Raw genomic sequence first — 20,315 nt, 5'->3', positions numbered from 1 at the left:
TATGACGCGCCGGATCCATACACACGGCGGCGGGACACCCTTCCCCAACGAAGGGCTTTCTATCTGAGAGGATAGCATCATGGCGAAGACCGCAAAGCCGGACATCCGTCCGCACAATACCCATTTTTCTTCTGGCCCCTGCTCGAAGCGCCCCGGTTGGTCGCTCGAAGCCCTTTCCGACGCGGCCCTTGGCCGTTCGCACCGCGCGAAGGTCGGCAAGGCCAAGCTCAAGCAGGCCATCGACCTTACCCGTGAAATTCTCGAAGTGCCGGCGGATTACCGAATCGGCATCGTTCCGGCATCCGACACCGGCGCCGTCGAAATGGCGCTCTGGTCGCTGCTCGGCGAACGCGGCGTCGATATGCTCGCCTGGGAAAGCTTCGGCGCCGGCTGGGTCACCGATGTCGTCAAGCAGCTGAAGCTCAAGGATGTGCGCAAGCTCGAAGCCGGTTACGGCGAGCTTCCCGATCTCTCCGCCGTCGATTTCGACCGTGATGTCGTCTTCACCTGGAACGGCACCACCTCGGGCGTGCGCGTGCCGAACGCCGATTTCATCCCTGATAACCGCAAGGGCCTGACGATCTGCGACGCCACCTCGGCCGCTTTCGCACAGGAACTCGATTTCGCCAAGCTCGACGTCGTCACCTTCTCCTGGCAGAAGGTTCTGGGCGGCGAGGGTGCCCACGGTGTCATCATTCTTTCGCCGCGCGCCGTCGAGCGTCTGGTCACCTACACCCCGGCCTGGCCGCTGCCGAAGATCTTCCGCATGACCTCGGGCGGCAAGCTGACGGAAGGCATCTTCCAGGGCGAGACGATCAACACGCCGTCGATGCTCTGCGTCGAAGACTATATCGATGCGCTTGTCTGGGCCAAGCAACTCGGCGGCCTCAAGGGGCTGATCGCGCGTGCCGATGCCAATGCCAAGGTCATCCACGATTTCGTTGCGGCAAACGACTGGATCGCCAATCTCGCCGTCAAGGCGGAGACGGCCTCCAACACCTCCGTCTGCCTGAAGATCGTCGACAAGGACATCGCAGCGCTTGACGACGACGGCCAGGCGAATTTCGCCAAGGGTCTGGTCGGCCTGCTGGAAAAGGAAGGTGTCGCCTATGACGTCGGCCATTACCGCGACGCGCCATCCGGCCTGCGCATCTGGGCCGGCGCCACGATCGAGGCATCCGACATGCAGAAGCTGATGCCCTGGCTTTCCTGGGCCTTCGAAACGCAGAAGGCGCAGTTCACCCAGGCTGCTGCCTGAGGCGATCGCATCCGGCTCCGCCACAGGGCGGAGCCCAGCATTCCCGATTTTATTCATCGCTGAACACTTTTGAAGGAGGCCCTCATGGCACCTCGCGTTCTCGTATCCGACGAATTGTCGGAAACCGCCGTCCAGATTTTTCGCGACCGCGGCGTCGAAGTCGATTTCGAACCGCAGCTCGGCAAGGACAAAGACCGTCTGCTCGAAGTCATCGGCAAGTATGATGGCCTGGCCATCCGCTCCGCCACCAAGGTGACGGAAAAGATCATCGAGGGGGCGACGAACCTCAAGGTCGTCGGCCGTGCCGGCATAGGCGTCGACAATGTCGATATCCCGGCCGCCTCGCGCCGCGGCATCATCGTCATGAACACGCCCTTCGGCAACTCGATCACGACGGCCGAACACGCGATCGCGCTGATGTTCGCCGTCGCCCGCCAGCTACCGGCAGCCGATACCTCGACGCAGGCCGGCAAGTGGGAGAAGTCGAAGTTCATGGGTGTCGAGATCACCGGCAAGACGCTCGGCGTCATCGGCGCCGGCAATATCGGCTCGATCGTCTGCGCCCGCGCCATCGGCCTGAAGATGCACGTCGTCGCCTACGATCCGTTCCTCTCCAAGGAGCGCGCCGAGGAGATGGGCGTCACCAAGGTCGAGCTGGAAGAGCTTTTCGCCCGCGCCGACTTCATCACGCTGCATGTGCCGATGACCGACAAGACGCGGGGCATCCTCAACAAGGAAGCGCTGGCAAAGACCAAGCCCGGCGTGCGCATCATCAACTGCGCCCGCGGCGGCCTGGTCGATGAGGCAGCGCTTGCCGAAGCGATCAAGTCCGGCCATGTCGCGGGTGCCGCCTTCGACGTGTTCGAGGTCGAGCCCGCCAAGGAAAGCCCGCTCTTCGGCCTGCCGAACGTCGTCTGCACGCCGCATCTCGGCGCCTCGACGACCGAGGCGCAGGAGAACGTCGCTTTGCAGGTGGCCGAACAGATGGCGGATTACCTCGTCAATGGTGCGGTTTCCAACGCCATCAACATGCCGTCGATCACGGCTGAGGAAGCGCCGATCCTGAAGCCCTTCATCCGTCTTGCCGACGTTCTCGGCGCCTTCGTCGGCCAAGTCACCGAAGAGCCGATCAAGGAAATCGAAATCCTCTATGACGGCATTACCGCCAACATGAACACCCGGGCGCTGACGAGCGCCGCGCTCGCCGGCCTCATCCGCCCGCAGGTCGCCGACGTCAACATGGTTTCGGCGCCGATCATGATCAAGGAAAAGGGCATCGTGCTTTCCGAGGTCAAGCGCGACAAGACAGGCGTCTTCGATGGCTATATCAAGCTGACGGTGACCACCGAAAGCATGACACGCTCGGTCGCCGGCACGGTGTTTTCGGACGGCAAGCCGCGCTTCATCCAGATCAAGGGTATCAACCTTGATGCCGATGTCGGCTCGCACATGATCTACATCACCAATACCGATGTTCCCGGCATGATCGGCTTCATCGGCACGACGCTTGGTGCTGCCGGCGTCAACATCGCCAACTTCCAGCTCGGCCGTGACAAGCAGGGCGGCGACGCCATCGCGCTGCTCTATGTCGATGGTAAGGTTGATGACGCCGTGCTTGCTGAGTTGACCGCCCACCAGGCGGTTCGCCAGGCAAAGCCGCTGACCTTCAATATCGACTGAGTTTTTCCTCCCGAAGAAATGAAAAACCCGGCGTAGGAGACTGCGCCGGGTTTTTGCTGCGTCAAATGAATTTAGTGGTGCCGGCGTTTCCGGCGGAGGATTTTGCCGTAGCGGGCGACATCGTCTTCAGCCTTGGTGCGGTGAAGGAAGGCGAGCCTGCTGCCGTCGAGGCCCTGAAAGAATTCGTCCCAGGAAATCTCTTCCGGTTCCGAGGAAAAATCGACGCGGACGGTTTCGCTGTCCGGTGCGTTCTTGATCCGGGCGGGATGGCCGCCGCGTGCCTCGATCCAGTGTCTGATTCTGCTGTAATCCGTCGTCGTGCCGAACCTGCCCATGAAACCCTCCTCAGCAATTTCAATGCGACATCGATCACCCGCAACGCACGATCGACGGAATTGTTCCATGACGCCCAAATTATTTTATCGAGGGCCGAGATCGTGATGGCAGACCGCCGCTTTGCACATTCTGAAGGCGGAAGCCTAAAGTTTAACCCTGAGTATGATTCTGATTTTATTTAACTTTTCGCAGTATACCCCTGGCATCGGCATCAACGGCACGCGAAATTCCATGGCCCCCTTGCAGAAGACCGAGCAGACCGAAGCATTAAACGACGACTTCCGGTCATTGTTTGCAACGCATCCGTCGCCGATGCGGGTCTATGATCCGGCATCGCTGCATTTTCTCATCGTCAACGAGGCAGCGGTAGCACTTTACGGCTACGGCGCGGATGAATACCGGCGCATGACGGTTCTGGATATTCGCCCTGAGCATGAGCGGGAACGGATGAGCGACGCCGTCAGCGGCAGAACCGACATGGAAAAGGCGGAACGCTGGGTTCACCTCAAGGCGAGCGGCGAGACCTTCGAAGTGCTGACCTATGGCCGGGAAGTGCGTTTCGAGGGCCGGGCCGCAATCCTGGCGATCGTGCAGGACCGCACCGAGGTCAACGCCGCTAGACGCCAGATGAGCGATACGCGCTCGCTTCTCGACAGCATCGTCGACAACCTGCCGGTCGGCGTCTTCGTCAAGGACATGGAAGCGGACGGGCTTTACGTTCTCTTCAACGAGGCCTGCGGCGACATCGTCGGCATGAAGGCGGAGCATGTGGTCGGCCAAACCGACCGGGCGCTGTTTCCTCCCAGTCAGACAGACGCCTTTCGCGAGCAGGATCGCCGGGCCTTCGAAGCCAATGCGACGATCAGCTTCGAGGAGACCATGCTACGCGCCGATGGCGTGCCGCGCATCCTGCGCACCGTCAAACGCGCTCTGCCGACGCCCGAGGGTCATTCGCCGCGTTATCTGCTCGGCATCTCGCAGGACGTGACGGAGGAGCGCACCGTCGAGGCAAAGCTTGCCCATCTCGCCATGCACGATTCGCTCACCGGCCTGCCGAACCGGGCGGCATTTTCCAACCATATCAACCAGCGGGCGGTCGAAGCGACCGCCGACAGCGCGATCGCGCTGCTTTATATCGACGTCGATCACTTCAAGCATATCAACGACAGCAAGGGACATGCCGCCGGCGACGCGCTGCTTTGCCAGGTGTCGGAGCGGCTGCTGCAGCTGGCGGAGGAGGGTGATCTCGTCGCTCGTCTCGGCGGCGACGAATTCGCCGTCGTGCTGGAGCTCGACGAGCCGGAGCGGGCCGGGCGTTTTGCGCAACGGCTGCTCAAGGCGCTGAGCCATGCCTTCGATCTCGACGGCGCCCGGGAGCATGTCACCTGCAGTATCGGCATCGCCTTGGCGCCCGATCATGCAGGCGACGCGGATGTGCTGATGCGGCACGCGGATCTGGCGCTCTATGCCGCCAAGGAGAGTGGGCGCTCGACCTATCGTTTCTACGAGACGGAGATGCGGCTTGCCGCCGAGCGCCGGCACGTGATGACAGGCGAGCTGTGGGAGGCGCTGGAGAAGCGCCAGTTCGAGCTGCATTACCAGCCGATCGTGCAGCTCGACAATGACGGCATCGGCGGCTTCGAGGCGCTGATCCGCTGGCGCCACCCCAAGCGCGGGCTGGTGGCGCCGATGGAATTCATTCCGCTTGCCGAGGAAACCGGCCTCATCGTGCCGATCGGCGACTGGGTGATCCGGGAAGCCTGCCGCGCCGCCGCCGGCTGGCCCGCCCGTCTGAGGATCGCCGTCAATCTCTCCGTCAGCCAGTTTCGGCATGCGAGCCTGCTTTCGACAGTGGTCGCGGCGCTCGACGAGACGGGTCTCACTGCCGACCGCCTTGAAATCGAAATCACCGAGTCCGTATTCTTGACTGATGCCGACCAAAGCTTGCCGCGGCTCCGCGCATTGAAGGCGCTCGGCGTCCGCATCGCCATCGATGATTTCGGCACCGGTTATTCGTCGCTGAGCTATCTCAGATCCTTCCCCTTCGACAAGATCAAGCTCGACCGCAGCTTCGTTTCGGGCATCGAGACGGATGCCGGCAATCTCGCCATCGTGCGCGCCGTCGTCGGCATCGGTTCCGGCTTCAACGCGACGACGCTGGCCGAAGGGATCGAGACGGAAGAGCAGTTGCAGAAACTGCGTGCAGAAGGTTTCAGTGAGGTGCAGGGTTATCTGCTCGGCCGGCCGATGCCGCAGCACGAGGCGGAGGCGCTGATCGACGGCCGTGCGCTGAAGGCCGCTTCGTCTCGCAGATAGAAGCGCTTAAGCGACAGCTGGGAGTGGCGTCCGAGGAAAGGCATGCCGCCGGATGCCATCAAGCATTCGTCATTTTGAGAAAGGCGGGCGAAGCCGCATAATTGTCGTGGGCTGGAAAGGAGGATGTTTTATGAAACGCTTTTCATTCTCGATGATCGGACTGGCGCTCGTAACCGCCATCATCGCCAATCCGGGCATTGCATTCGCCTGCAACAAGCTGATCGGCACCTGAGCCGCACCCCCGCTCGAGGGCGCGGCCTCGGCTGCGCCTTCTCTTCACGCGGGAATGCGAAATATTGCTGCCTGAATGCTGCCCCTTGCGCCCAAGGGCAATCCTTTCTATATCGGTGCCTCATCGAGAGACGGCGGCCGATCCCGCCGGAGATCAGCAATCCGCCGCAATTGCAGCGCAAGGGCGGATCGTGACCGCGCAGAATTGGCACCATCGTTGAACACACTGGATTTTGACAAGAAGCCGGAAGAGACCCGCGTCGTCGTCGCCATGTCGGGCGGCGTCGATTCATCCGTCGTCGCCGGCCTTCTCAAACAGCAGGGTTATGATGTGCTCGGCATTACGCTGCAGCTTTACGATCATGGCGCCGCCGTTCACCGTGCCGGCTCCTGCTGCGCCGGCCAGGATATCGACGATGCGCGCCGCGTCTGTGAAACGCTCGGCATCCCGCATTACGTGCTCGATTACGAAAAGCGTTTCCGCGAGACGGTGATCAACCCCTTCGCCGAAAGCTATGTGGCGGGCGAAACGCCGATCCCTTGCGTTTCCTGCAACCAGACCGTCAAATTCGCCGATCTTCTGGCGACCGCCAAGGAGCTCGGCGCCGATGCGCTGGCGACCGGCCACTATATCCGCTCGGGCCTGAATCCTTCGCCCGAAAACCCCGGCCGCCGTGCGCTTTTCCGCCCGGCCGATGCCGACCGCGACCAGAGCTATTTCCTCTTCGCCACGACGCAGGAACAGATCGATTATCTTCGCTTTCCGCTGGGCGGCCTGCCGAAGGCCGAAACCCGCAGGCTTGCCGAAGAGATGGGCCTTGTCGTTGCCAAGAAGGCCGACAGCCAGGACATCTGCTTCGTGCCGCAGGGCAAATATTCCGACGTCATTACCAAGCTGAAGCCGAATGCGGCGCTCGCCGGTGAGATCGTCCATCTCGATGGCCGCGTGCTTGGAACCCATGAGGGTATCCTGCACTTCACGATCGGCCAGCGCCGCGGCATCGGCATCGCTACCGGCGAGCCGCTCTACGTCGTCTTTCTCGACGCCCGCTCGCGCCGCGTCATCGTCGGACCGAAGGAGGCGCTGGAAACGCACCGCGTCTACCTGCGCGACATCAACTGGCTGGGCGACGAGACGCTTGCGGAAGCCGCGTCCGGCAAGGGCTTTGCCTGCTACGCCAAGGTCCGCTCGACACGAGCGCCGGCGCCGGCCGTGCTGCATGTCGATGCAACAGGCACCTATGTCGACCTGACGGTCGGCGAGGCGGGCATTGCGCCCGGCCAGGCCTGCGCGCTTTATTCGGCGCCCGGCGACAACGCCCGCGTCTTCGGCGGCGGTTTCATCGAACGCTCCGAGCGTGAACCTTCGGCGGAAGCCTGCCTGAAGGCCCTTTTGGCCAGCCCCGTCGCCGCCTGAAACCCATAGGTAACGACGGCCGGCAAAGCCCACCGTTTTTCTCGATCATGCGCTTGACACAAAGCCGAAGCGCACCTTATAAGCCGCTCATCCCACGAACCGGCATCGCTTCGCGAGCGGGTATCGTTGACCAGTGGCGGAGTAGCTCAGTAGGTCAGAGCAGAGGAATCATAATCCTTGTGTCGGGGGTTCAAATCCCTCCTCCGCTACCATCTCCTCATTGCAGAATTGGCGATTTTTGCAGCTCGATTTTGAGCCGGTTCCGGCGGCCTTGGCAGCGCATTGGTCGCATCGCCAACCGTGGCGGCGAGGGGACAAAACCAGTCCGGCCCTGATCTGCAGGATTCCCGCCAACGCGAGGACAGGCCTATCTGTAGAGCGTCAGAAGCAACAGAGGCATCTTCGTCGCCCAAAGGTGGGATGCGACAGCGATAATAATAGCCCATACGGCGAGCGAGAACATGACCGCCGCTAACCTGATCCCGACTGGCTGCATCATTTCCTCCATCCCAGCATAACCGTGCCTCCTCGCACGATCCAATGCTAGCAAGATCCAGGCCCGTCAGCTATCGCAAGAAATTGGTACCCAGATAGGCGCCGCAGAGCGCAGTCGGTGAAGGCGCACAGATTTCGGTGATGCGGCGCCCTTTCCCCATCCATCAAACGATGAAATGAAAGTTGTCGTATTGCGCGCCGTAATAATCCGGGCCGCTCGTTTCGTTGATGACGGGTTCGGTGTCGAGCACGAGAGAGTCGATTTCGCCGTAGGCGCTGAGATCGATCACTTGCGGGTCATGAATGCTGTCGGCGGTGACGTTGACCGTGACCAAGAATACGGTATCGCCGTCCAGCTTACCTTCGATCGTCAGAACGTTGTCATAGTCCGATGTGCCGTTTGCGACACTGAATTGCTCGATCTGAAAGTTGCCGCCATCGGCGGCTTGGATGGGTGTCCAGAACACGCCTCCTCCCAGATAGTGGTTGCCATCCGCTTCCTCCCGCACAGAAGCGTCGTCACCATCGTACCAGGCGCCCCAATCGAAGCCTTTGTAACCAGTTGGGAAGTCACTTTGGCCAACATCCTCGAAGTTGGCGAACACATCGCCGCGTTCCGGCAGATCTATTGCGATACTGAACGCGCCGACGTCGGTGGCGCCTTTGCCGTCTGATATCTTGAAGGTGAATTTTTCGACCAGCTCATCTCCCGGTCCGAGCGCTGCGACCACCGGGTTGGAGTGATCGAGCGCGTAGGTGTAGCTGCCGTCGGAGTAAACGGTGAGCGTACCATACTCTCCTTCGATCGTCGTGCTTGTGGCCGGGGATCCATTGGCCGGTTGCGGAATGCGCTGTCCATTCACGAAATTGAGGCGTACCGCATCTCCGTCGATATCGGTGGAACTGGTATTTTCGAGGATGTCACCGCTAATCGGGTCGTTGATATCGAAAACAGGCAAGTATACGTCACCTGCGACCGGCTTGTGGTTTGCCATTTCTACCTCCCGTGTGATGTTCAATTCGACTATGCAACCCTATCGGGTATCTGGCAACCGAAATTGATGCAGCGGTAGAGCAATTCCGCCCGTCAATCCAACAGATTTCGATCGGGTACACCTCAAGCATTCAAGTAAAGAAAGCGGCTCGGACGTCGATCCTGTTTATGAACCAGGATTTGCGTCTGGTCTTACGTTGCTGCCGCTTCATCGATCATGGTGTTTCTCGCCTTTTCAGGCGATCCATCAATTCGGCCAGCGGAAAACTTTCGGGCATGATAATAATGACCGCTCAATCATGACGTCGTCATGACGATATACTGCATGAATTGCTCGGCGCGCCAAGAGCAACCTTGAAGACGGAATGGGACCGATCAGCAGAGCCTGAGCTTCTGCCGATCATCCCATCAATGCAGGCCGCCGACCCCGAGCAGGCTTTCGACAGCCTCGTGATCCCTGGTCAGATTTTCCGGCGTTCCGGTCCAGGCCAGTCTGCCGCGTTCGAGAATGACGACCTGATCGGCGAAATCGAGCGCGCTCTGGATGCGCTGCTCGACCAGCAGGATGGTCATGTCTCCCGTCTTGGCGAGGTCGGTGAAGGCCGCCATCAGTTGCTCGCAGATAACGGGTGCCAGGCCCTCCAGCGGTTCGTCGAGCAGCAGGACGGAGGGGCGACCGAGAATGGTGCGAGCCGTGGAGAGCATCTGCTGCTCGCCGCCGGAAAGCTGGCTGCTGAGGTTGCGGCGGCGCTCCTTCAGGCGCGGGAACATCGAATAGGCTTCCTCCAGCGCCGTCTTCGGTCGCGCCTTCAAGCCGACGAAGAGATTTTCTTCGACCGTCAGCGTCGGGAAGACGCAGCGTGCCTGCGGCACATATCCGAGGCCCTTGTGCGCGCGTGCAGCGCTCGGTGCCGTCGTGACATCCGAATCGCCGAGGCGGATGCTGCCCTCGTATCGCCTGGTCTGCCCGGCAAGCGTCGCGAGCAGCGTGGTCTTGCCCATGCCATTGCGGCCGAGCACGGCAAGCCGGGCGCCTGCCGGCACGGAGAAGGAAATGCCTTCGAGCACTCTCGTCGGCCCATATCCGGCCGACAGATTCTCGACCTCAAGCGACAGGGCTGGCATTGGCATAGCTCCCGAGATAGGCCTCGCGCACGCGCGCATCCTTGGTGACGTCTTCCGGCAGGCCATCGAAGATGATCGTGCCTGATGCAAGCACGATGACGCGTTTGGCAAAACGGAAGACGAGATCCATGTCGTGTTCGATCATCAGCACAGCGAGATCGGCGGGCAGATCGGCGAGCGCCTGCTCGATGCGGCCGGTATCGCTCTGCGGCACGCCGGCTGCCGGCTCGTCGAGCAACAGCACTTTCGGCTTCAGCGCCAGCGCCACGGCGATCTCGAGAAGTCGCTGCTGGCCATAGGCGATTTCGCTGACCTTGCGATGCATCAGGAAAGCCAGTCCGAGTTTTCCAAGGAGATCATCGACCTCGGCCATGACATCGGGCATGCGCAGGAAATTGCCGAACATGTGCCCGGTCTTTCCATCGCGCTGAAGGACGGCAAGTCCCACATGTTCGGCCGGCGTCATGTCCTGGAAGAGCCGCGTCACCTGAAAGGAGCGGACAAGGCCGCGTCTGACCCTGCCGATCGCATCGACCTTCGTCACCACCTCGCCGCCGAGACGAACCTCGCCGGAATCGGGCGATAGATTGCCGGTCACGAGGTTGACGAAGGTGGTCTTGCCGGCGCCGTTCGGGCCGATCAGCGCGATGCGATCGCCAGGCGACATCGTGAGCGAGACATTATTGGTGACGGCCAGGCCGCCGAAGGCTTTCTTGAGATTGGCGACTTCGAAGACCGGGCTCATCAGCGCTGCTCCCTGCGGCGGCCAACGAAGGCTGCGGCCGTGCCATAGAGACCTTTCGGCGCAAAGAGCACGACGGCGATCAGCAGCGCGCCGACCATGGTCAGCCAATGGAAGGGATTGGCGGCGGAGACATAGTCCTCGAAGAGCATGAAGATGAGAGTGCCGGAAAGTGCTCCGAAGAGAGAACCGGTGCCGCCGAGCACTAGCATGACCAGCGCTTCGGCCGACTGCGTGAAAGACAGGCTGTCGAGGCCGACGACCTGTGTCGAAATCGCGTTCAAGGCGCCGCCGACACCGGCAACGGCGCCGGAGATCGCGTACATCCTGATGAGAGCTGCCTTCGGCGAGGCGCCCATGGCGCGGATGCGCAGCGGGTCCTGCTTGATGGCGCGGCAGAGCATGCCGAAGGGCGAGCGAACCAGGACCCTCAGCAGCACGAAGACGATCAGCAGCAGCGCCATTCCGAAGAAGAAGGCGGTGTAACCGTAGAGATCGAATTCGAAGAGACCGAAGACCGGGTCCGGCGCGATGCCGGAAAGTCCGTCGCTGCCGCCTGTCCATGACGAGGCCTTGTTGGCGAATTCATGGAAGAGGTTGATCAGCGCAATCGACAGCACCAGCTGCGGCAGTCCATGCGCACGCAGGATGGTGGCGCCGCAGAGCAACCCGGCAACCGCGCCACCGGCAATGCCGGCCAGCATCATCAGCAGCGGGTCATTGATGCCGTAATGCGCCGACAGGATCCCGGCGGCATAGGCGCCGGAGCCGAAAAGTGCTGCATGGCCGAGCGTTGCGACGCCGCAATAACCGGTCACGAGATCGAGAGACAGGACGAGCAACGCGATCGTGATCATCCGGGTCAAAAGTGCGAGATTATCGGGGAAGGCGAAATAGCCGATCGCGGCAACGGCTAAGATGACCGCTATTCCGATAAGATCGCGGCCGATAAACCCGCGCCGATGCTGGAGACCTTCGTTTTCGTTGTTCATGACAAGCGCCATCTTATTTCGCCCTTCCGGCAAGGCCGCGCGGGAAGACGAAGATGATTGCGATCACGGCGAGATAGAAGAAGAATTCGCCGAATTCAGGCATCAGATACCGTCCTGTGGTATCGATCGCGCCCAGCAGCAGACAGGCGATCAGTGCACCTGGAATGGAGCCCGCGCCGCCGACGGAGACGACGACCAGGAAGGTCACCATGTAGCGCAGCGCGTAATAGGGTTCGACGGGCAGGAGTTCGGCGCCGACCACGCCACCGAAGGCGGCAAGCCCGACGGCAACGGCAAAGCTCACCGCATAGATGATCTCGGTGCGCACACCGAGTGCCGCAGCCATTGCCGCATCATCGACGGAGGCGCGCAGCTTGACGCCGAAGCTGGTCCTGTCGATCGCAAACCAGAGGGCGAGCGCCACGACCAAGCCGCAGAGGATGACGAAAAGCCGGTGAACGGGAATGGTGCGGAAGCCGAGATCGGCTGACCCCTGCAGTGCACCGGCAAGCGGTATGGTCTTCAGCGTCGGCCCCATGACATAATTGGCGATGCCGATGACGCAGAAGGTGATGCCGATGGTCATCAGCACCTGGGTCAGTTCCGGCGCGCCATAGATCCGGCGGTAGAGAAAACGCTCGATCGGAATGGCGACGATGATGGTGATGACAACGGCGGCGATGACCGCCGCGGCATAACCAAGGCCAAGGTCGCGGGCGACATAGGAGGCGATATAGCCGCCGATCATCGCGAAAGCGCCATGGGCGAGGTTGACGACACGCATCAGCCCCATGGTCACCGAAAGGCCAATCGAGATCACGAACAGCACCATGCCATAGGCAAGAGCGTCGACGGCTATGCTGAAGACTGTCTGCATGGAAATACCTTGCTTCCAAGCGACGGGCTCGGCCTGATCGCAGGCCAAGCCTGTCACCTGTCTTGACACTCGATGTTACTTGACGGCCGCCAGGCCCGGATCGCCCTGCTTCTCGAAAGTCTGGATCTCCTTGTTGATGTAGGTCCCGTCATCGGCTTTCGTCACTTCGCGCAGATAGATGTTCTGCGTGATGTGACGGCTTTCCGGATCGATCGAAACCGGGCCGCGCGGGCTCGTCCAGGCAAGGCCCTTGACCGCATCGACGGCCTTCTCAGCATCCTGTTTGCCGCCCGTCGCCTCGATCATCTTGTAGATGACATACATGCCGTCATAGGCGCTGACTGAGGGGAAGGAAAGTTCGGCCTTGTTGCCGATCGCTTTGGTCGCCGCCTCGACGAAAGCCTTGTTCTCGGGAGAATCGTGCGACACGGCATAGTGGAAGGTCGTCTGGATGCCGAGTGCGGCATCGCCGAGCGCCGGCAGATCGGATTCCTGCGTCAGGTCACCCGGCGCGAAGAACTTGATGCCGGCAGCCTTCAGGCCATTGTCGTTGTAAGCCTTGACGAAGCCGAGCGTCGTCGGACCGGAGGGCAGGAAGGCGAACACGCCCTCCGCTCCGGAATCCTTGATGCGCTGCATGATCGGGCTGAAGTCGTTGGTCGCAAGCGGCATGCGGATCGCCTCGACCACCTGGCCGCCGGCCTTTTCGAAGCCGGCCTTGAAAGCGTTCTCGGCGTCGATGCCGGGGCCGTAATCGCTGACGACGGAAATCACCTTCTTGACGCCGGCGTCGAAGGCGACCTTGGCAATCGGCGTCGAAGTTTGCCAGGTGGTAAACGAGGTGCGGACGACGAGCGGGCTCTTGGTGACGATCGCCGAGGTGGCGGCGTTCATGATGACCATCGGCACATTGCCCTGTTTCAGGATCGGCGTGACCGCCATGGCATCGGGCGTGAAGTAGAAGCCGGCAAGATACTGGACCTTTTCCTTGACGATCAGTTCCTGCGCCAGCGCCTTGGATTGGGCGGGGTCGGCCTGCGGCACGTCGCGATAGACGATCTCGACCGTATCGCTGCCGACCGTGTTGCCGTTGACCGCCATATAGGCGTCGATGCCGGCCTTGAAGTTCTTGCCCTGCAGCGCGAACGGACCGGAGAACGGGCCGATGACGCCGACCTTGATGGTGTCTGCATAGGCCGTGCCGCTGAGCACGACGGCCGCAACGGCGGCCAGAAATAGCTTCTTCATTCTCTCTCTCCCTTTTTGGCGCACTCCCGCGCCGTATTCGCTAGCCGCTCAAAATTGAGCGTTAGCTTGTCATGCGAAATGGTGATGTAAAATGAAATAAATGCCGTAATCCATGGCCAAACGATTATGAGTGTGGGATGCGGAACTATCCTCGTCTCAGAATGGCAATCCCACATAATTCTCCGCGAGCGCTGTCGAGGCGGCGCGGGAATGGGTGAGATAGTCGAGTTCCGCCTCCTGGATCTTCTGGTCGAAATCACCGGTATCCGGAAAACGATGCATCATCGTCGTCATCCACCAGGAAAACCGCACGGCTTTCCATACACGGGCGAGCGCCTTCTGCGAGTAAGCGTCGATGCCACTATTCGAGCCTTCTCGGTAATGCTCGATCAGCCCGGAGAAAAGATAATGGACGTCGCTGGCGGCGAGGTTCAATCCCTTGGCGCCGGTCGGCGGGACGATATGGGCGGCGTCGCCGACCAGGAAAAGCCGGCCGAAACGCATCGGTTCGGCGACGAAGGAGCGCAGCGGCGCAATCGATTTCTCGAAGGACGGCGCGGTCGCCAATGCTTCGGCATGATGCGTCGGCAGCCGCCGTCTCAACTCGTCCCAGAAACGGTCGTCGCTCCAGTCCCCGATCTTCTCGTCGAGCGCACATTGGATGTAGTAGCGGCTGCGGGTGGCCGAGCGCATCGAACAAAGCGCAAAGCCCCTTGGATGGTTGGCGTAGATCAGCTCATGGCTGACAGGCGCCACGTCGGCAAGGACCCCCAGCCAGCCGAAGGGATAGACCTTCTCGAAACTCCTGATCGCCCGCTCCGGAACGGCCTTGCGGCTGGCGCCGTGAAACCCGTCGCAGCCGGCGATGAAGTCACAATCGATGCGCTTGGCAACGCCGTCTTTCACATAGGTGACGAAAGGAGAATGGCCGTCGAAGTCATGCGGCGCGACATCGACGGCATCGTAGATCGACGGGGAGCCACTTTCTTCGCGCCGCTCCATGAGATCGCGCGTCACTTCGGTCTGTCCGTAGACGGTGACACGCCTGCCGCCGGTCAATTCGTGAAGGTCGATGCGATGGTCGCGTCCGTCGAAGGTCAGTGAGAAGCCGTCATGCGGCAGGCCTTCGGAATGCAGCCTCGCGCCTGATTTGGCCTGATCCAGCAGCCCGACGGTGCCTTCCTCCAGAACGCCGGCGCGAACCCGGCTGAGGATGTAATCCTTGTTCACACGATCGAGAATGACATTGTCGACGCCGGCTTCGGTCAGAAGCTGGCCGAGCAGCAGGCCGGATGGTCCCGAACCGATGATGGCGACCTGAGTTCGCAAATGCTTCCTCCCTGCATTTTTGCGTTTTGCCAGATTCTGCCTTGCCGCGCTTGCCGCAGCAATGGACATTCCAACCTAAAAATTGCACTAATCGAACATTGGATCGGGAGAATTCTCACGGAGCCCCATGAGCAAACATATCCCTACCTATGAACTCTACGGCGAAAAGACCGGGCGAGAGCCGGATTTTTGGGTGCATTGCGAAACTATTCGCTCCCGCAGCAGTTTGCATCAATGGGAGATTAGCCCGCATCGTCACGAGAGTTTCTTTCAGATATTGTACATCGAAAGCGGTTCGGGCGATGCGATCTTCGGCGAAAAGAGCCATGCCATCCTTCCGCCGGTGATCATCACCGTGCCGCCCGGGCTCAATCATGGTTTTCGTTTTTCACGCGATATCGACGGCCTGGTGATCACCCTGTTGAGATCCCATCTCAGCCATCCGCTCGGTGATCGAAGCCAGCTCGGCGAATGGCTGGCGGCGCCGCATCTGACGCCGCTCGATCCCGATAATGCCGAGGCAGTCTATGTCATGCAGACGTTGAAGCGGCTGGGCGATGAATTCGAAAACCGCCGCAGCGGCCGCAACGAGGCGTTGGCCGCCTATGTCGCCCTGGCGCTGCGGCTGACGGCGAGGATTTCCCATGAGGGAAATACGCGCGAGCTTCCGCCCAACGAGAACGAGCGGCGGATGGACATGCTGAGCGAGCTCATTCAGCAACATTTTCGATCCCACAAGCCCGCGTCTTTCTACGCCAGGGAGCTTGGGGTTTCGCCGACACATCTCACCCGCATCGTCCGGTCGATGACCGGCAACACTCCCCATGAACTGATCGCCGGCAAACTTGTCGAAGAGGCGAAACGCCAGCTGGTTTTTACGCTGGGCAGCGTTCAGGAGATCGGATTTCGGCTCGGCTTTGCCGACCCCGCCTATTTCTCGCGCTTCTTCGTTAAATACACCGGAGAAACGCCGCGGGTCTGGCGCATGAAGGAAAAGGTTCGGCTTGAAGGTGTATAGGCCACCCGCAAGGGTTGCTCGGTGCAACTTCTTACCAGGCTTCGGCACCCTCTTCCGTGTTGCGGGCGCGTTCGCCGGCGCGGGTCTCGTATGCGGCTCGTTGCTCAGCTGACTTGACGGCATCGTCTGAGCCATCGCGCTGGGCTTCGGGCGTCATGTAGAAGGCGAGCGCCTTTTCCAGCCGGGCGGCGGTAAGCGTGGCAGCGAAACTTTTCATGTCGTTTCCTCGGTCGACGGCCTTGAAGCTTGCTCGAGACACATAGCCTACGATGCGGTCTTCCAGGAACAGTGCGCCGATGGTTTTCACCAACTTTAGACTTTGCTTGACGATTGTTTCCGCCGGATGATCTCCGCCGACCAGTTCCGTGCGATTCAGTTTGGTTTTCGCTTCACGCCATCGGCCATGTCCAGTTCCGCACCTCCGGCATGTCCTCACCATATTCGCGGACATAGTCGTGATGTTCTGCAAGCTTGCCACGGAAGGCGGCGAGCGCTTCTCCTGCTTTTTCCTTCAGGCCCGGCACGCGCTCGATCGCTTCGATGGCGAGGTGGAAGCGGTCGAGTTCGTTGAGGACGGTCATGTCGAAGGGTGTGGTCGTCGTGCCTTCCTCGATGAAGCCGCGGACGTGGAAGTTGCGGTGGTTGGTGCGTTTATAAGTCAGGCGGTGGATGAGATAGGGATAGCCGTGATAGGCGAAAATGACTGGCTTGTCGGCGGTGAAGATCGCATCGAATGCCTCGTCGGTCAGGCCGTGCGGATGCTGATCCCTGGATTGCAGTGCGAGGAGATCGACGACGTTGACGGTGCGGATCTTCAGTTCCGGAATGGCCTTACGCAGCAGGTCGACGGCAGCAAGCGTCTCCATGGTCGGCACGTCGCCGGCGCAGGCCATGACGAGATCAGGCAGGATGGTGTCGTCCTCGTTGCTCGCCCAGTGCCAGATGCCGATGCCGGCCTCGCAATGTTTCACCGCCTCGTCCATCGATAGCCATTGCGGCTCCGGCTGCTTGCCGGCGACGATGACATTGATGCGGTCATAGGTGCGCAGGCAATGGTCGCCGACCCAGAGCAGGGTGTTGGCATCCGGCGGCAGGTAGATGCGGACGATATCGGCCTTCTTGTTGGCGACGAGGTCGACGAAACCGGGGTCCTGATGGCTGAAGCCGTTGTGGTCCTGACGCCAGACGTGAGAGGTCAGCAGGTAATTCAGCGACGAGATCGGCTTTCTCCACGCGAGTTCCCGCGTCACCTTCAGCCATTTGGCGTGCTGGTTGAACATGGAATCGATGATGTGGATGAAGGCCTCGTAGCAGGAGAACAGGCCGTGCCGGCCAGTCAGCAGGTAGCCTTCCAGCCAGCCCTGGCAGAGATGTTCGCTCAGCACCTCCATGACACGTCCATCCCGGGACAAGTGGACGTCGTAGGGTTCGATACCCTCCATCCAGACACGGTCGGTGACTTCGAAGACGCTGCCGAGACGGTTCGATTCTGTCTCGTCGGGGCCGAAGATACGGAAATTGGCAGCCTTCGTGTTGCGCTTCATCGTGTCGCGCAGGTAATGGCCGAGGATTTCCGTCGACTGCACCATGGCGCTGCCGTGCTTGCCGATATCGACCGCATAGTCGCGGATATCGGGAACGTCGAGCTCCCGGCGCAGCAAGCCGCCGTTGGCGTGCGGATTGGCGCCCATGCGGCGTTTGCCGACAGGGGCGAGCGCCCGCAGCTCGGGTTTCAGCCGGCCGTCGCTGCCGAACAGGTCTTTCGGATCATAGCTGCTCATCCAGTCCTCGAGGATCTTGCGATGCCCTTCATTCTCGCGGCAGTTGGAGACCGGCACCTGGTGGGCGCGCCAGAAGCCTTCGACCTTCTTGCCGTCGACTTCCTTCGGTCCTGTCCAGCCCTTCGGGCTGCGCAGCACGATCATCGGCCAGCGCGGGCAGATATCGGGCGCCCTACCATTGCGGGCTTCCTTCTGGATTTCGCGAATGCGGTCGAAGACCCTGTCGAAGGTTGCAGCCATCTGCTGGTGCATGTCGCGCGGCTCGTGACCCTCGACGAAGAAGGGCTCATAGCCATAGCCTTCAAAGAGGCTCTGCAAATCCTCGTGGCTGGCGCGGCCAAGAATGGTGGGGTTGGCGATCTTGTAGCCGTTCAGATGCAGGATCGGCAGAACGGCGCCATCGCGGGCAGGGTTCAGAAACTTGTTGGAATGCCAGCTCGCAGCCAAAGGCCCGGTTTCGGCTTCGCCGTCACCAACGACGCAGGCAACGATCAGACCGGGATTGTCGAAGGCGGCGCCATAGGCATGGACGAGGGCGTAGCCGAGTTCGCCACCCTCGTGGATCGAGCCCGGTGTTTCGGGTGCCGCGTGGCTCGGAATGCCGCCGGGGAAGGAGAATTGCCGGAAGAGCTTGCGCATGCCTTCGGCATCCTCGGAAATATCGGGATAGATCTCGCTGTAGATGCCTTCGAGATAGGTGTTGGCGACCATGCCCGGCCCGCCATGGCCGGGGCCGCACATATAGATGATGTCGAGATCGCGGGCGCGGATGAGACGGTTCAGATGTGCATAGATGAAGTTGAGGCCGGGTGTCGTGCCCCAATGGCCGAGCAGGCGGGGCTTGATGTGCTCTGGTTTCAGCGGCTCGCGCAACAGCGGATTGGTCAGCAGATAGATTTGGCCGATGGAGAGATAATTGGCGGCGCGCCAATAGCGGTCGATCAGGGTGAGTTCGGCATCGGTAAGGGCAGCGGTCGAGACATGCTTTTCCATGGGTTTCTCCCGTTCGAAAACGTCTTCAACGTCAATTCTACCGGCGGATGCCGGCAAGCTGTTGATCTGGATCAGTCACTGCGAAGAACGGACAGCGCCTCCTCGGCGATGGTCTGTTCCTCATCGGTGGCGATGACATGGGCGGCGATGCGGCTTTCCCGCGTGCTGATGGTGAAATCATTGGCAGCATTGGCCTTTTCGTCGGTTGCAAGGCCAAGCCAGGACAGCCGCTTGGTCACACCTGCGCGGATCTCCGGTTGATGCTCGCCGATGCCGGCAGTGAAGACGATGGCGTCAAGGCCACCAAGCGTTGCCGCCATGCGGCCGATTTCGCCGGCAATGCGCAGCGTGAAGAGCTCGATCGCCTGGCGCGCCTCCGGCCGGCTGTCCTTCAACAGCTCGCGCGTATCGGCAGTGATGCCGGAGACGCCGAGCAGGCCGCTGCGATGATAGAGCAGATCTTCGATCTCCTCGAAGGACTGCTTCCTCTGACCGGCCAGATGCAGGATGACGCCGGGATCGAGCCAGCCCGGACGCGTCGCCATCGGGATGCCGTCGAGCGTCGAAAAGCCCATGCTGCAATCGCGGCTGACGCCGTCATCCAGCGCACAGAGGCTGGCGCCGCTTCCGAGATGGGCGGCGACCACTTTTGCCGCGCGCGGCGCCTTGCGGCGAAGCTCTCCGGCGATGAATTTATAGGACAGGCCGTGGAAGCCGTAACGCTTGATGCCTTCGTCATGCAGCGTACGGGGAATGGCGAAGCGGCGAACGAGATCGTCCTGCGTGGCGTGGAAGGCCGTATCGAAGGAGCCGGTCTGGGCAAGATGCGGTTTCAGATGCTTGAGCGCGCGGATGAAACGCAGCGCCTGCGGCTGGTGCAAGGGCGCAAGCGGGGTCAGCGCATCGATGGCATCGATTGCGGCGGCGTCGAGCGCGATCGCTTTGGTAAACCGGTCGCCGCCATGGACGACGCGGTGGCCGGCGGCGCGCGCGGCGGTCATGTCGAAATGATCGGCGAGAAGCGCGAAGGTCTCATCGATGACGCCGTGCAGATCTTCGGTCACCGCGGCCTTCAACGGCATCTCGACTATCTGCGATGCTTTCGTCAGGCCGAGCGACAGCGGTTCGGCGCGGAAATCGATCACGCCCTTGCCGATGCGCCGCGCCTTGGGGCCGTCTATCGCGAAGATGCCGATCTTAACGGTCGAGGAGCCGGTGTTGAAGGTCAGCAGCAGGTCGGTCGATGACATGTCTTCCAAGACTCCGCGCGGGTGTGAGATGACCGAACTTAGCGTCGGATGTCCAGGCGGGAAGGATTTATTCGCTCGGGGCGCGCTTTTGTCATTGCGTAGACAACCATCGTCAGCCGCTTGGGATCGCAACGCGGCATCTATTATGGAGGCGACCCAGGCGCATCACCGTCAATATCGCCCAGCATCAGTGGCTTACGGGCGGTTCAGTCGGGGCGTCATGAGAGCTTCAC

The 20,315-nt window shown here is 61.1% G+C and carries 16 protein-coding genes and 1 tRNA gene; 6 read left to right on the top strand and 11 right to left on the bottom strand.

Annotated elements, in window-relative coordinates:
• Positions 1-79: 79 nt before the first annotated feature.
• Positions 80-1,258 carry a phosphoserine transaminase gene (locus tag ACM5SV_RS33450; protein ID WP_017995079.1) on the top strand — a complete coding sequence of 393 codons (1,179 nt, stop codon included), beginning with the start codon at positions 80-82 and terminating at the stop codon, positions 1,256-1,258.
• 84 nt (positions 1,259-1,342) lie between these two features.
• A complete protein-coding gene (gene serA, locus ACM5SV_RS33445) occupies positions 1,343-2,938 on the top strand; it encodes a phosphoglycerate dehydrogenase (RefSeq protein WP_012758842.1) in 1,596 nt (531 codons plus the stop codon).
• A 71-nt stretch (positions 2,939-3,009) separates the two neighbouring features.
• Here serA and ACM5SV_RS33440 read toward each other — a convergent pair whose 3' ends face one another.
• Positions 3,010-3,273, bottom strand: coding sequence for a hypothetical protein (locus tag ACM5SV_RS33440; RefSeq protein WP_113548287.1), 264 nt, complete (start codon positions 3,271-3,273; stop codon positions 3,010-3,012).
• 163 nt (positions 3,274-3,436) lie between these two features.
• Between ACM5SV_RS33440 and ACM5SV_RS33435 the strand changes: the two genes are divergently transcribed.
• From ACM5SV_RS33435 to ACM5SV_RS33425, 3 genes are all read left to right on the top strand, one after another.
• Positions 3,437-5,590 (top strand): putative bifunctional diguanylate cyclase/phosphodiesterase, encoded by a 2,154-nt coding sequence (locus ACM5SV_RS33435; protein ID WP_419425484.1) that lies wholly within the window; start codon positions 3,437-3,439, stop codon positions 5,588-5,590.
• A gap of 448 nt (positions 5,591-6,038) precedes the next feature.
• Complete coding sequence (gene mnmA / locus ACM5SV_RS33430; protein ID WP_017995076.1) at positions 6,039-7,238, top strand: tRNA 2-thiouridine(34) synthase MnmA; 1,200 nt, start codon at positions 6,039-6,041, stop codon at positions 7,236-7,238.
• Positions 7,239-7,373: 135 nt separating this feature from the next.
• Positions 7,374-7,450 (top strand) — tRNA-Met (locus tag ACM5SV_RS33425).
• Positions 7,451-7,897: 447 nt separating this feature from the next.
• Here ACM5SV_RS33425 and ACM5SV_RS33420 read toward each other — a convergent pair.
• The 7 genes from ACM5SV_RS33420 to pobA all read right to left on the bottom strand — a co-directional run bounded on the left by ACM5SV_RS33420 (position 7,898) and on the right by pobA (position 15,040).
• Positions 7,898-8,746 carry a VCBS domain-containing protein gene (locus ACM5SV_RS33420; RefSeq protein WP_280801296.1) on the bottom strand — a complete coding sequence of 283 codons (849 nt, stop codon included), beginning with the start codon at positions 8,744-8,746 and terminating at the stop codon, positions 7,898-7,900.
• A gap of 389 nt (positions 8,747-9,135) precedes the next feature.
• On the bottom strand, positions 9,136-9,852 hold the full coding sequence (locus tag ACM5SV_RS33415; protein WP_221968635.1) for an ABC transporter ATP-binding protein: 717 nt from the start codon (positions 9,850-9,852) through the stop codon (positions 9,136-9,138).
• A complete protein-coding gene (locus ACM5SV_RS33410) occupies positions 9,833-10,597 on the bottom strand; it encodes an ABC transporter ATP-binding protein (RefSeq protein ID WP_012758835.1) in 765 nt (254 codons plus the stop codon). The genes ACM5SV_RS33415 and ACM5SV_RS33410 overlap by 20 nt, the downstream gene beginning before the upstream one ends.
• Positions 10,597-11,598 carry a branched-chain amino acid ABC transporter permease gene (locus tag ACM5SV_RS33405; protein WP_222014695.1) on the bottom strand — a complete coding sequence of 334 codons (1,002 nt, stop codon included), beginning with the start codon at positions 11,596-11,598 and terminating at the stop codon, positions 10,597-10,599. Before ACM5SV_RS33405 ends, ACM5SV_RS33410 begins: the two co-directional genes overlap by 1 nt.
• Before the next feature lies 1 nt (position 11,599).
• Entirely contained in the window at positions 11,600-12,463 is an 864-nt protein-coding gene (locus ACM5SV_RS33400) for a branched-chain amino acid ABC transporter permease (protein ID WP_128406034.1), read from the bottom strand.
• A 75-nt stretch (positions 12,464-12,538) separates the two neighbouring features.
• Positions 12,539-13,711 carry an ABC transporter substrate-binding protein gene (locus tag ACM5SV_RS33395; RefSeq protein WP_221968633.1) on the bottom strand — a complete coding sequence of 391 codons (1,173 nt, stop codon included), beginning with the start codon at positions 13,709-13,711 and terminating at the stop codon, positions 12,539-12,541.
• A 156-nt stretch (positions 13,712-13,867) separates the two neighbouring features.
• The gene (gene pobA / locus ACM5SV_RS33390) at positions 13,868-15,040 is read right to left on the bottom strand and encodes a 4-hydroxybenzoate 3-monooxygenase (protein WP_017995069.1); all 1,173 of its coding nucleotides are present in this window, start codon (positions 15,038-15,040) and stop codon (positions 13,868-13,870) included.
• A 127-nt stretch (positions 15,041-15,167) separates the two neighbouring features.
• Between pobA and ACM5SV_RS33385 the strand changes: the two genes are divergently transcribed.
• Positions 15,168-16,058: a helix-turn-helix domain-containing protein gene (locus ACM5SV_RS33385; protein ID WP_017995068.1), complete on the top strand. Its 891-nt coding sequence runs from the start codon at positions 15,168-15,170 to the stop codon at positions 16,056-16,058.
• Between the two features lie 31 nt (positions 16,059-16,089).
• Here ACM5SV_RS33385 and ACM5SV_RS33380 read toward each other — a convergent pair whose 3' ends face one another.
• From ACM5SV_RS33380 to ACM5SV_RS33370, 3 genes are all read right to left on the bottom strand, one after another.
• Positions 16,090-16,368 carry a hypothetical protein gene (locus ACM5SV_RS33380; RefSeq protein WP_017995067.1) on the bottom strand — a complete coding sequence of 93 codons (279 nt, stop codon included), beginning with the start codon at positions 16,366-16,368 and terminating at the stop codon, positions 16,090-16,092.
• Between the two features lie 79 nt (positions 16,369-16,447).
• Positions 16,448-18,832, bottom strand: a complete 2,385-nt coding sequence (locus ACM5SV_RS33375) for a phosphoketolase (protein WP_222014694.1) — start codon at positions 18,830-18,832, stop codon at positions 16,448-16,450.
• Positions 18,833-18,903: 71 nt separating this feature from the next.
• Positions 18,904-20,082, bottom strand: a complete 1,179-nt coding sequence (locus tag ACM5SV_RS33370; protein WP_222014692.1) for an acetate/propionate family kinase — start codon at positions 20,080-20,082, stop codon at positions 18,904-18,906.
• Positions 20,083-20,315 lie beyond the last annotated feature (233 nt).

This window comes from Rhizobium sp. CRRU65, assembly GCF_048551595.1.
GTDB lineage: Bacteria > Pseudomonadota > Alphaproteobacteria > Rhizobiales > Rhizobiaceae > Rhizobium > Rhizobium leguminosarum_J.
Note: the sequence above shows the minus strand (reverse complement) of the source record. Positions and strands in the feature narration are given on the sequence as shown.